Raw genomic sequence first — 13,236 nt, forward strand, 5'->3', positions numbered from 1 at the left:
CAGAGGTTGTTGTTCGGCAGCAACTCCTCTAAGCTGCGCGCCCTTTTATTGATTCAACCGCGACCGCATTACCATGGTTTACAACTACGACGATATCAACCCAGATGATTACATCCTGAGCAAATCGCAGGTCAAGCGCGATATGCATGCGCTGCAAGCATTGGGTGAAAGTTTCATCAATATGAATGAAAAGCAGCTGGCACAGCTTCCCTTAAGTGAGGAGCTATTGGATGCCATCTATCTCGCACGCAAAATGCCACTTAAGGATGCGCGCCGCCGCCAGATCCAGTACATCGGCAGGCTGATGCGCGAAGGCAATCACGAAGAAATCCAGGCTGCGGTCGATAAAATGCAAAACCGCAGCGACCAGTACGTACATCGCCAACATCAAGTTGAACGCTACCGCGATCTGTTAATCGAAGGCGATAAGCAAATTTTCCAGACATTGGTGACATCCTGCCCAGGTATTGATGTGCAGCACCTGCGCCAGTTGATCCGCAGTGCGCAAAAAGAGCGCGAAGAAAACAAGCCACCAGCGAGTGCGCGCAAATTGTTTGGCTTTATCCGCGACCAACTGGAAAAACAGGATTAGTGATTTGTCTAACTGACATTCAAAAATAAAGGCACCTGAGGGTGCCTTTATTTTTGAATACTGGGATCATCGGGAGTGCGCAGATTGTTCGTCTCAGGTGGTTTTTGTTCTTCTTTTTTGACACTGTCACGCAGGCTTTGCTCACTCTCAAACAGTCGGTTAAAGCGCATCTTGGGATCATCCCAACTGCCTTTAATGGTGTAACTGACACTTGTCGCCTGATCGACCTGCTTTTTGAATAGTTTACTGACAATGTAAATCCCAGCCGCTGCAGGCAAGCCCGTCGCCAGTGCGGTGTAGAACGTCATGTTTCCTGCCACCGGTAAAGTCGCGACCAAACGGGTATTCAGGGTTTCATCGCGTAGATTAATACTCCCAGCCATTTGCATACCACTCGACGGGGTCTTCACCGCCAGAGGCTCTTCAAAAACCAAAACGCCCTGATTGAAACGTACTTTGCCGTTGACGTGATCGTAAGCAAGCCCGCTCTTGTAAAGATCAGAAAAATCAAACCTGAGCCGCCGCGCCAGAGTGTCAAAGTTGAGAATCGACATCAGGCGCAATATGCCATCGCCAGCACTGGCATCCCGTTTGAAGCTGCCCTCTTCAATCTGGATCGTCATTTCACCGCCAAGATTGACCAGTGCAAAATCCTGTGGCGAACCGGGCCAAAATAAATCAGCTTGGTAATGTGCTTTTTTACTTTCCAAGGTGTCCGGTTTATCCCAGGCACGCAGCACTTCGGCCATATTGCCAGCACTCAGGCTGCCAATAAATCGTGTTTGCACCCCCACAGGGGTGTGTTGCCAGATTAACTTGGCACCTTCCGCAGTATTGTCGATACTGCCTATTGTCACTCCACGAATACTGCCGCGGATGTTATCAATTACCGCCCCTTTGGCATCCGGACGCACCCGCAAGGACCAGTTGCCGTAATTGTTGCCATCCATAAACAAGGCTTTGAGGGTGATATCAGCAAGCGGAAGTTTACGAGGATCCAGAACCTCTTTTGGGGTTTCCGCTTTTGGCTCTACCGCGGGTGCCTCAAGATCGCCGACAGCGCTATTGGCATTGCTCGCCAAACCAAGTGCTTCGCGGCTCAGGGAGAGCCGTTCAAGATCAATTTTCAAGGGTACAAATTGGTTATTCGGCACCATCACCTGACCAGCAAGAACCGCATTGTCTAGCTGCAGCTCCCAACCTGCAGGCACAGGCGATGCGATAACATTCAGGTTTTCCAGCACAACCGCACCCAATTTGTACTGACCCAACATCAGTTCCGCACGAAAGGGCAATCCAGCCACTTGTCCAGCCGTATCATCAGCCGGCGCTACTGCGGCAGAGGAATCCTGCCCATAGGCAACCGCGGGCGCTAAACGCTTGGTGTAAGTCTGATAGCGTGCCTGCACTTTTTTCCAGACATCCAGATCAATGCCGGGCAAGAATCCAGACACCAGAAACTCAGGTTGATCACTGAGTTTGGCATCGCTAGCAAGAGCAATATTGGCATTCAGTAGGCGGTTATTTGTGCGCTCCAGCCGTAACAATGCCTGGACATCCGCGTTATAACGCACATCTATTTGCGCCTGTTTCTCTTGCAACCAAAATTTGAAATCCAGCGGGCGCTGTTCCTGCGCTGTTTTTCCGTAAGGCGCTGGAAGATCGATAGCAACGCCGGTGAGATTACTGCTGATACTGACCAGCGCAAGCGCCTGTTCGGTAAACGCATCTGCTGATACGGCAGGCTCTGATGTACTGGCTGTATCGGCTTCAGGATCAGTCGTGATTTTTGGGGGACGATGGAACAACTCTACCACCGCCTGATAAGGAAGCTGCCCGCTCATAAACAGCAATTCCGGGCGCTTACTCCACTGGGCAAGGTGATTAATGTCGGCTGCACCACGGATATTGATCAGGGTTTTGCTGTGATCTTTTGCTTTTTGGTTGCCGAGCTGCACTTCAATTGGCTCATCAAAAAAGCGCGCAGTGAGAACATCGCTACTGATTCCGGTATCGCTGTTGTAGCTGATATGGCCGTGCAAATCATCCAGGCTCAAATTGAGGTTTTGCAGCTCAAAACGAGGGACTCTCAAATCCACTTCGACTTGCTGGTGCATCCCCTCAGGCTTTTTTTCACCCGTCCCGATAGGAATATCCAGATCGAGACTGGCCTGCATATCGCCTTGCATAAACCAGGAATCCATACTGCTGCCGAGATACTGGCGCAACATTCCCTCACGCAGTACGCGCACACCGTCGCTGGCATCACCCTGAATCTGGCCAGTCACTTGTAACAATGAGCCTTTGCCTTGCGCGCGCGGAGCAACCCGCACTTCAGCGCGTGCTACCCGGCTATTGAAAAGCGCTGCATCATCAATGCTGGCAGCAACCCGTGCATCGCTCACCAGCAGGCGGCCATCCAACTGTGCCAGTGCTGGCCACCCGGGGTGATAGTTGAGCTGGGCATCTTCCAAATCCAGATACAACTGGTAGGTGCGCGCCATAGGATTTTTAGTGTTGAGCGTACCGCGATAGACAAACCCGGCCTCAGTTGCCACACCGGTATTTTGTATACCGATACTTTGCTCCAGCCAGGTTTTCAGGCTTTCGGGTATTAAAGCAGGGGTGTACTTCTGATAAAGCCCTGCATTGAGTTGCTGGCCGCCAATCTGTAAATAGAGGTCGATATCGCCGGTATTGCGCTTCCAGGGCAAGGATAACCACATATAGCCGCGCGCCAACTCATTGCCCTTCTGGAACTCCAGCTGACCGCTGTTGACGTAAATCTGGTTTTTTTCCGGCTGCAGATGCCAGGCGACCTGCCCTTTGGCACGGTCATATTCCATAGGGGCGGCGTAGGTTGGCTGGTAGTGCATAGAGAAGAAGCGGCGCGAGTCTATATCGACAAAGCCGCCCTTTTGACCCGCTTGCAAATACCCGTCAACACCTGCCAACGCGGGTACGCCCTGCCATGCATTGACCGCGACTTGATCGAGGTTGGCGCTCACCTGCCAGTCTTTGGGCTGCCCCAATGGCATCGTTAATTGCAGGTTGCGCAAGTGACCGCGCGGCGACAAAGTTTTTAAAAAATTGCTTAGCTTACCATCGCCCAGAGCACCGGAATCGATGAGCATGCTCGCAAGGCGGGATAAATCCAGCTTGTCCATGCTGACTTGCAAGGGGCGCTTAAAACCGGGGGATGCCACGGCGACATTAAGATCACTGATGTGCTGCTCTTTCATCGCGGCGTTGATGTTTTGCAGCCCCAATTGCCATTCGCCACCAGGTAGCCAAAAACCGTTCAACTCGGTAGAGAAGCCATCCAGCGACAAGCGATTTTCACCGACCGGGAGCGACAACCGCTGCAAGCCAAAACGGCCAACCAGATCATACCCTTTACCTTCTGCCCTGGTCTCAAACCAGATATTGGCATCAACCCGCCCCTCGCTGCGCACATGGGTATTAGTGCTTCCGCCAAGCAAAAACGCACTGGCCGCTGCCACTGGCTCGCTGGTAGGAAAACGGTTTAATTGCAGATAGCCACTGCTGCGGAAGTGCTTCTGGTTACGTGGATCGCCCCGGCCTTCGATGAGCAGATAAACACTGCGCGGCTGGGCATCAACATCCACTTGCAGGGCAAGGCGGTGAAAGTCACCTGCGTTTTCCAGCAGCAGTGACGGAGAGTCCAACACCACCTGCTCGCCGGATGTAAATAAAAAGGTCAAATGACTGCGCTGGAATTCAATCCGCGAGGAGAGCAGCAGCATGTCAATCAGCGAGTCGAGCTGTACCTCTTGCTTTTGTTCATCCGTCCGCTGTGGCAACCCGGGAATATGCCAATGCCCCTCAGGAGTTTGTACGAAGGACAGATCCACTTGGGTGAGAATGAGGTTGGTCCACACAAGGCGGAAATTGAGCAGGGATTCGAGGATATCCAGCCGCAGCCTTGCGAGCTTGAAGGCTGCTATGGGCTGATCTGATTGGCTATTGATCGTGAAATCTTGTATGACCAGACTGGGTTTCAAACCATTCCATTCGGCATCAATACTGCCAATTGCCACCTTGGCATTAAGCTTGGCCGAGGCATAAGCCGCGATATTCTGGTCGTAATCCCCCAGCAAATGGGAAAAGCTACGCCCGGACTGCACCAACACCGCCAATAAAATCAGGGCGATGGCAATCAGGAAGTAACACCATTTCACCAGTTTGCGTAAAGTGCGGGTCATTTAGGCGCGCGATTCCAAAGTCAGGGGTAATACATTAACCATCAAATGACGGCCATTAAACCAACACAATATCGTACTGCTCTTGTTGGAAGAGCGCCTCGACCCTGAATTCAATCGTACGGTTAATAAAAGCTTCCAAGTCAGCGACATAGGCCGCCTCTTCATCCAATAACCGGTCCACCACCAGTTGCGATGCCAGCACCAGAAACTTCTGGTTATCGTAAGTTCGCGCCATGCGCAGAATCTCACGGAAAATTTCGTAGCATACCGTCTCGGCCGATTTCACCTGGCCGCGCCCCTGACACACAGGGCAGGGTTCGCACAGCATTTGCCCGAGAGATTCACGGGTTCGCTTGCGCGCCATCTCCACCAACCCCAGTTCCGATACACCGGTAATACGTGTTTTGGCGTGGTCTTTCTCCAACGCCTTTTCTAACGTCCGCAACACTTGCCGCTGGTGCTCCGGATCTTTCATGTCGATAAAATCGAGGATGATAATGCCACCCAAATTGCGCAGCCGCAGCTGGCGGGCAATCGCTGTCGCCGCTTCCAGATTGGTTTTGAAAATCGTCTCTTCCAAATTGCGATGACCAACAAACGCTCCGGTGTTCACATCTACCGTGGTCATGGCTTCGGTCTGTTCGATAATCAAATAACCGCTGGACTTGAGCGCCACCCGGGGTTCCAGCGCACGGTGGATTTCCTCCTCAACACCGTACAACTCCAACAGGGGACGATCGCCGCTGTAAAGATCGATCAGCTCGATTAATTGCGGCACATATTTAGACGCGAACTCCAGCATTTGTTGATAGGTCAAGCGTGAGTCCACCCGCACCCGATCAATCGGCGCGCGCGCCATATCGCGCAGCGCGCGCAAATAGAGCGGCATATCGCGATGAAGTTCCGCAGGCACTCCCAAAGTCGGGATTTTTCCGCTCAAATCCTCCCACAGGCGCAGCAAAAACGGGATATCGGCATTAATAGCATCAGCATCAGCACCTTCAGCAACTGTGCGCACAATAAAGCCGCCTTTAATATCCTGTGCGGCCACCGCACTCTCAACTGCCTGACGCAAACGTTCACGTTCGGGCTCATCTTCTATTCGGGTAGACACCCCGATATGGCTGGAGTTTGGCATGTAAACCAAATAACGGGATGACAATGTCAGGTGCGTAGTCAGACGCGCACCCTTGGTACTAATGGGATCTTTAGCGACTTGCACCAGCAAGGTTTGACCTTCGCGAACAAGCGAGCGGATGTCCGGAACCTCGGTACGGCGTACTTCACCCTCGGGTGGTTCCGGCATCATGTCAGCCGCATGGATAAATCCTGTACGCTCAAGGCCAATATCCACAAACGCCGCCTGCATCCCCGGCAGTACGCGCACCACCTTGCCTTTGTAGATGTTGCCGACATAGCTCTCGCCATGGCTGCGCTCGATATAAAACTCCTGTACCACCCCGTTCTCCACCAAGGCAACACGGGTTTCAACCGGAGATACATTGATCAGGATTTCTTCACTCACAGCTCTGCTCCTACAGGGGGTAAGCTTCCCCCAGACGAATCTCGCGCAGTCCACCAAGGTATGGAAAACCCCTGCAGCAGTTCATAGGTCGCCTCAAGTGGCAAGCCCACTACATTGGAATAGCTACCGCGAATTTCTTTCACGAACACAGCACCCAAGCCTTGGATGGCATAGCTGCCCGCTTTATCTTGCGGCTCCCCGGTCTGCCAGTACGCGGTGATTTCAGCTTCATTTAACTCGCGAAAAGTCACATCAGTGATTGAAACCCGTGATACCTGACGCTCGGCTGAATGCAGGGTAATCGCTGTAATGACCTGATGGGTACAGCCAGAAAGTTGACGCAACATATGAAACGCATGAGCTTGATCGCGCGGCTTCTCCAGAATTATTCCATCCAGCAACCCCAGCGTATCAGCCCCCAAAACAGGCGCGGGAAACAACCCTTGTCGTACTACTTGTGCGTAACCGGCAGCCGCTTTTTCACGCGATAAACGTTGTACGTAATCCATCGCGGTTTCATCTGCTGCTGGCTGCTCGGGAACACTGACATTGATGACTTGATGGCGAACACCTATCTGCCTGAGTAGCTCGCGCCGGCGCGGTGACTGGGATGCCAGATATAAATCGGGATGGATGGCGCTCACCTCGGAACTCCTGGAACTGCACGGTTTTATCCGCACTGGTTAATTATTGTGAGAAGCACAAGAGCTTGTTGGCTTAATGGCGATGACGATGAGTCAATCGATCCAGCCAGCTATGGCAAATAGGCCAGATCAAAGCGCTGGTCAGTGCCGGATATAAAAACTGGATGCCGGACAATGGCCGCCCGGCCATTCCTTGCACCCAGTTATCGGTTAATTGGGCGATCCCCACTAATACAAATATCCAGGCTGACTGACGAAAAATGGAGAAGTTGCGTACCCGCTGATAAGACAGTATGCAGATATACGCCACTATCACCAGACCGAGGCTGTGCTGGCCAAAAGGCACACCTTCTAATAAATCCTGAAAAAGCCCCAGGGCACAAAGGAAGGTAAAGCTCACCGTCAGCGGCATGTAAAAAATCCAGTAGATTGCCACCACCAGCACAAACTCAGGACGCCACCAACGCATATCCATCGGTAAGGGATACACCGACAAGATCAGCGCCACCACCAGGCTCAAGGCAATAATCAGGTAGAGATTGAGTTGTTGACCAAGCATTAGCGGGTACCGCTGGTTGCGCCAGTGGATGAGGATGAAGTGTTGGTATCGCGCGATGCCCCCAGTGCCCCAGGCACACTCGCCTGATCACGATCCGCGAAAACCAGCAGCAAATGACGGCTGCGATCCAGTCGCGCCATGGGTTTTGCGATAACAGTGAGGAATGCTTTGCCCGGGTCGCGCACTACCTGCAAGACTTCTGCAACCGGATAGCCTGTAGGGAAACGCGCGCCCATGCCTGAACTGACCAATAGATCACCGGCACGGATGTCGGTATTAGCAGAGACATGGCGCAGGCTCAAACTATTCAGATCGCCCGTGCCTTCAGCAATAGCACGCACACCGTTGCGGTTAACCTGCACCGGAATCGCGTGGGTAGAATCTGAAATCAGCAAGACCGTACTGGAGTCTTCCCCCACCTCAATCACCTGCCCCATCAAGCCAAAACCATCCAGTACTGGCTGACCTTTGAAGGCACCATCTTTCACGCCGCGATTGATGATGACTTTGTGGCTAAGAGGATTCGGAGATACACCAATTAATTCCGCTATCAGCACAGTATCCTGAAGCGTTTGGCTAGCATTGAGTAACTGCCGCAAACGCACGTTTTCGGCAGCAAGGGAGGCCAACTGTTGCAGTTTGCGTTGATGGATAAGCAGTTCTGTCTTCAGCGCTTCGTTTTCGAGTTTGAGATCGGCATGGGATACAAAAGTATCCTTACGCCAATCGTTCACGCGCGAAGGCACATCGGTAATTTGATAGAAAGGAGCAACCACGGCGGACAGTTTCTCGCGCACGGGTTCAAGTCGGTCGGTATAAAGCCCTACCACCACCAGCGCCATCATAATCACAATGAACAAGAACGCGCGGCTGGTAGCGGATGAGCCTCTGGCAAAAAGCGGTTTGATGGCGAATCCTCCCCGGGTGCCGGGGCCTGCAACATGCAGGCCTCAAAACAAATCAGGACGACAGCAAATCAATATTGCGCTTGTCATTCATTTCCAACGCAATACCGCCACCACGGGCAACACAGGTCAAAGGATCTTCCGCAACAATAAACGGCAAGCCAGTTTCGTTGGACAGCAAACGGTCAATATCGCGCAACAAGGCACCACCACCGGTCAATACCACACCGCTTTCAGCGATATCAGACGCTAATTCCGGAGGTGACTGCTCAAGCGCACTTTTCACTGCCTGGACGATACCGGCCAGAGGATCTTGCAATGCCTCCAAAATTTCATCGCTGCTCAGGGTAAAGCTGCGAGGTACACCTTCTGCAAGGTTGCGGCCGCGTACATCAATTTCACGCATTTCGCTGCCGGCAAATGCACAGCCAATCTCTTGTTTAATACGCTCGGCAGTTGCATCACCAATCACGCTGCCGTAGTTGCGGCGCACATAGTTCACAATGGCTTCATCAAAACGGTCACCACCGATACGCACCGAATCTGAATACACCACGCCGTTAAGAGAGATCACAGCAATTTCAGTCGTACCGCCACCGATATCCACCACCATAGAACCATTGGCTTCAGACACTTTAAGGCCAGCACCAATGGCGGCTGCCATAGGTTCTTCAATCAAACGCACTTCGCGCGCGCCAGCACCCAATGCTGATTCACGGATCGCACGCTTTTCCACTTCGGTAGAAAGACAAGGAACACTGATCAACACACGGGGAGATGGACTAAACCAGGAATTTTCATGAACTTTGCGGATGAAGTGCTGCAGCATTTTTTCAGTGACTTGGAAGTCGGCAATAACACCGTCTTTCAGTGGGCGGATGGCCGTGATATTGCCCGGAGTACGGCCCAACATGCGCTTGGCTTCTACACCTACCGCTTCCACAATCTTGGTGCCGTTGTGATGGCGTATCGCCACCACTGATGGCTCGTTAAGCACTATGCCGCGACCACGCACATAAATCAGGGTATTGGCTGTGCCGAGGTCAATAGACAGATCGTTAGAAAATGCTCCGCGTAAAAGTTTCATCATGAGGGACGAGGCCTTAATAGAATATGTTGAAATAGAATTCGTGTCGTGATCGACGTTCGTGCCCGTTTTGCGGCGGCGCGCTCATGGCAACTGAACTCTGTCCTTGAATTGAACTTCGCACTTAGCGAAGAATCCGTGCAAATTTTTATGAAGCGCGCAGTATAAGTGAATTTTCGCTTTTTATCCGACCTAAATTAGCCATAAAGTTCAAATAAATCCTTCATTTCGCCGACGTTTATGCCTAATTTTTAAACAAACCCGCCTTCACTTAAGTCCGCCGCACTCTATCAACCACAAGGGTTCAGGGCAAGGCGCAAATGTGGTACCTTGAGCGCCCATTTTTGAGGGGATGACGCCGGATAGCAGCAACATCGCCACACTTTTGATTTTCCATTTGTTGGAGCTAATACCACCATGGCTGTAGACCGTTCCGATATCGCCAAGCTGGCCAAGCTGGCGCGTATCCAGATTACCGATGAAGCCGCCGATGAAGCGGCAAAAAGCATCTCCGATGTATTGGCCTTGGTCGACCAATTACAAGCAGTGAACACCGAAGGTGTTTCACCTATGGCGCACCCCTTGGATGCCGTCCAACGTTTACGTGCCGATGTCGTCACCGAGCCCAATCAGCGCGAAACCTTCCAGGCTATTGCACCTGCCACACAAGATGGCTTGTATTTAGTGCCTCAGGTTATCGAGTAAACACTCGCCCTTCATTCCAAAAAATTCAGGAATTTGCAATGCATCAATTCACCATTGCCGAGCTGGTAAAAGGTTTGCGTAACAAAGACTTTTCCAGTACCGAAGTGACCCAACATTATCTGGATCGTATTGCGCGTCTGGACAAAACTTATAACAGCTACATCACCGTAACTAACGATATCGCACTGCAACAAGCGGCAGCTGCAGATAAACGTTTAGCAGCAGGCAACGCACCTGCACTCTGTGGTGTGCCTATCGCACACAAAGATATTTTTTGTACCACCGGTGTGCGCACGTCTTGCGCATCAAAAATGCTCGATAAATTTATTGCGCCTTACAACGCCACCATCGTTGAAAATTATTTAAATTCCGGTGTAGTAATGTTGGGTAAAACCAACATGGATGAATTCGCGATGGGTTCATCCAATGAGACAAGCTGGTACGGCCCGGTAAAAAACCCGTGGGCAACTGATTGCGTTCCCGGTGGATCGTCTGGCGGCTCTGCTGCTGCCGTTGCTGCGCATTTGGCTCCTGCGGCAACCGCATCCGACACTGGCGGTTCGATCCGCCAACCCGCTGCACTGTGCGGATTAACCGGCATTAAACCAACCTATGGCCGCGTATCACGCTGGGGAATGATTGCGTTTGCATCGAGCTTGGATCAAGCGGGCATTTTGTCGCGCACAGCTGAAGACGCCGCCATTTTGTTAAACGATATGGCGAGCTTTGATGCAAAAGACTCCACCTGTGTTGAGCGCGATGTGCCGGATTACACTACCGATTTAAACAAATCACTTAATGGTTTGCGCATCGGTGTTCCCAAAGAATATTTTGGGGAAGGTTTAAATCCAAAAACCGCGGAATTAATTGAAGCCGCGATTAAAGTCTATGAAAGTTTGGGCGCAACCATTCATAGCGTCAGCTTGCCTCACACTCATCTTTCTGTTCCGGCTTACTACGTCATTGCTCCTGCAGAGTGTTCTGCCAACTTGTCACGTTTTGATGGTGTGCGTTACGGTCATCGCTGCGAAAATCCAAAAGATTTAAATGATCTTTATATGCGTTCACGCAGCGAAGGTTTTGGTGCGGAAGTAAAGCGCCGCATTTTAGTGGGCACCTATGCATTATCTGCTGGATATTACGATGCCTATTACAGCAAGGCGCAAAAAATCCGCCGTTTGATCAAGCAGGATTTTGTTGATGCATTTGAAAGTGTCGATGTGATTCTTGGCCCAACCTCGCCCTCACCCGCATTCCAATTTGGTTCAAAAACCAAAGATCCAGTGGCCATGTATTTGGAAGATATTTACACCATCGCGACTAACCTCGCTGGCCTGCCGGGCTTGTCAATTCCTTGCGGCCTGGTGGATAACAAACCCGTTGGCTTGCAATTAATTGGTAACTTTTTCGCGGAGTCGCAGCTATTAAATGCTGCACACCAATTCCAGCAAGCGACTAACTTCCACCAACAATCCGCACCTGGCATTGAGTAAGGAGCCATAGCATGCAATGGGAAACTGTTATCGGGTTGGAAGTTCACGTACAACTCGCCACTAAAACCAAAATTTTCTCCGGTGCCAGCACGGCATTCGGAGCAGAACCCAACACACAAGCTTGCGCAATTGATTTGGCATTACCCGGTACGCTACCAGTTGCCAACGAAGAAGCATTTCGCTTCGCCACCATGTTTGGCCTTGCGGTAAATGCAGAAATCGGCAAGCGCTCGGTATTTGAGCGTAAAAATTATTTTTATCCGGATTTGCCGAAAGGCTACCAAACGACACAACTCGCTGAACCAATCGTTGGCGCTGGTTATGTCGATTTGGAACTTGAAGGCGGCCGCACTAAACGTGTTCGTATTCACCACGCACATTTGGAAGAGGATGCAGGCAAATCATTGCACGAAGATTTTGCAGGCATGAGCGGCATCGACTTAAACCGTGCAGGCACTCCGTTGATCGAAGTAGTCACTGAGCCGGATATGCGCAGCGCCGAAGAAGCCGTTGCTTTCGCTAAAAAGTTACACTCCATCGTTACTTCTCTGGAAATTTGCGATGGTGAAATGAGCCAAGGCTCAATGCGTTTTGACGTAAACATCTCTGTGCGCCCGAAAGGCTCCGAAAAACTCGGCACTCGCACCGAAACCAAAAATTTAAACTCGTTTAAATTTATGGAAGAAGCGATTGAGCTGGAAGTAGAGCGCCAGATTGATGTACTGGAAGACGGCGGAAAAATTATCCAGGAAACACGCCTGTACAATGGCGACACCAAAAAAGCGCGCAGCATGCGCAGCAAAGAAGATAGCAACGATTATCGCTACTTCCCCTGTCCTGACTTGCTGCCCGTTATTTTGGATGATGACTACATCGAAACTGTGCGCAAACAAATGCCAGAGCTTCCAGAAGCAAAACGCGCGCGTTTTGTTGAGCAATATGGTTTGAGCAGCTATGACGCTGGCCAGATCACCATGGATAAATTCAGCGCAGCTTTCTTTGAAGCTTCTGCCAAAATTTCAGGCGAGCCAAAACTGACTGCCAACTGGATTATGGCTGACCTCGGCGCTTACCTGAACCGCACCGAGCAACGTATCGATCAGTCACCCGTTACACCAGAATTGCTTGCAGGCCTGGTAGTGCGCATTAAAGACGGCACACTTTCCAGTAAAATTGCCAAACAAGTATTTGAAGCGATTGCCAATGGTGAAGGTGATGCAGACACCATTATCGAAACCAAAGGCTTGAAACAGGTTTCCGATACCGGTGCACTGGAAAAAATTATCGATGACATACTCGCTGCAAATACTGCACAGGTAGAGGGCTACCGTGTAGCGCCGGAAGACAAACGCGCAAAAATGCTCGGATTCTTTGTCGGACAAGCAATGAAGGCATCCAAGGGACAAGCGAATCCGCAAGTATTGAATGAATTACTGGTTAAAAAATTAAACGACTAATCCCTCCCCCGCCTCCCTTTTGCAAAGGGAGGAGCTGACTCCC

10 protein-coding genes are annotated in these 13,236 nt (G+C 51.2%); 4 read left to right on the forward strand and 6 right to left on the reverse strand.

Annotation, left to right across the window (positions count from 1 at the left end; translation table 11 throughout):
* The first annotated feature begins 73 nt into the window (after nucleotides 1-73).
* The gene (gene yjgA / locus VC28_RS10435) at nucleotides 74-592 is read left to right on the forward strand and encodes a ribosome biogenesis factor YjgA (protein WP_049630581.1); all 519 of its coding nucleotides are present in this window, start codon (nucleotides 74-76) and stop codon (nucleotides 590-592) included.
* A gap of 47 nt (nucleotides 593-639) precedes the next feature.
* On the opposite strand, the gene VC28_RS10440 is transcribed toward yjgA, so the two are convergent.
* The 6 genes from VC28_RS10440 to VC28_RS10465 all read right to left on the reverse strand — a co-directional run bounded on the left by VC28_RS10440 (nucleotide 640) and on the right by VC28_RS10465 (nucleotide 9,541).
* On the reverse strand, nucleotides 640-4,818 hold the full coding sequence (locus VC28_RS10440; RefSeq protein WP_049630582.1) for a YhdP family protein: 4,179 nt from the start codon (nucleotides 4,816-4,818) through the stop codon (nucleotides 640-642).
* 55 nt (nucleotides 4,819-4,873) lie between these two features.
* Entirely contained in the window at nucleotides 4,874-6,343 is a 1,470-nt protein-coding gene (rng, locus tag VC28_RS10445) for a ribonuclease G (protein ID WP_049630583.1), read from the reverse strand.
* The gene (locus VC28_RS10450; protein WP_049630584.1) at nucleotides 6,340-6,987 is read right to left on the reverse strand and encodes a Maf family protein; all 648 of its coding nucleotides are present in this window, start codon (nucleotides 6,985-6,987) and stop codon (nucleotides 6,340-6,342) included. The genes rng and VC28_RS10450 overlap by 4 nt, the downstream gene beginning before the upstream one ends.
* A gap of 73 nt (nucleotides 6,988-7,060) precedes the next feature.
* Nucleotides 7,061-7,546, reverse strand: a complete 486-nt coding sequence (mreD, locus tag VC28_RS10455; protein ID WP_049630585.1) for a rod shape-determining protein MreD — start codon at nucleotides 7,544-7,546, stop codon at nucleotides 7,061-7,063.
* Nucleotides 7,546-8,454, reverse strand: coding sequence for a rod shape-determining protein MreC (mreC, locus tag VC28_RS10460; protein WP_082191493.1), 909 nt, complete (start codon nucleotides 8,452-8,454; stop codon nucleotides 7,546-7,548). The genes mreD and mreC overlap by 1 nt, the downstream gene beginning before the upstream one ends.
* A gap of 52 nt (nucleotides 8,455-8,506) precedes the next feature.
* Nucleotides 8,507-9,541: a rod shape-determining protein gene (locus VC28_RS10465; RefSeq protein ID WP_049630586.1), complete on the reverse strand. Its 1,035-nt coding sequence runs from the start codon at nucleotides 9,539-9,541 to the stop codon at nucleotides 8,507-8,509.
* 414 nt (nucleotides 9,542-9,955) lie between these two features.
* Here VC28_RS10465 and gatC point away from each other — a divergent pair, with 414 nt between their 5' ends.
* The 3 genes from gatC to gatB are packed head-to-tail and all read left to right on the forward strand — an operon-like array spanning nucleotide 9,956 to nucleotide 13,193.
* Nucleotides 9,956-10,243 (forward strand): Asp-tRNA(Asn)/Glu-tRNA(Gln) amidotransferase subunit GatC, encoded by a 288-nt coding sequence (gatC, locus tag VC28_RS10470; RefSeq protein ID WP_049630587.1) that lies wholly within the window; start codon nucleotides 9,956-9,958, stop codon nucleotides 10,241-10,243.
* A gap of 38 nt (nucleotides 10,244-10,281) precedes the next feature.
* A complete protein-coding gene (gene gatA / locus VC28_RS10475) occupies nucleotides 10,282-11,736 on the forward strand; it encodes an Asp-tRNA(Asn)/Glu-tRNA(Gln) amidotransferase subunit GatA (protein ID WP_049630588.1) in 1,455 nt (484 codons plus the stop codon).
* Between the two features lie 11 nt (nucleotides 11,737-11,747).
* The gene (gene gatB / locus VC28_RS10480) at nucleotides 11,748-13,193 is read left to right on the forward strand and encodes an Asp-tRNA(Asn)/Glu-tRNA(Gln) amidotransferase subunit GatB (RefSeq protein WP_049630589.1); all 1,446 of its coding nucleotides are present in this window, start codon (nucleotides 11,748-11,750) and stop codon (nucleotides 13,191-13,193) included.
* The last annotated feature ends 43 nt before the right edge of the window (nucleotides 13,194-13,236 follow it).

Source organism: Cellvibrio sp. pealriver, from assembly GCF_001183545.1.
GTDB lineage: Bacteria > Pseudomonadota > Gammaproteobacteria > Pseudomonadales > Cellvibrionaceae > Cellvibrio.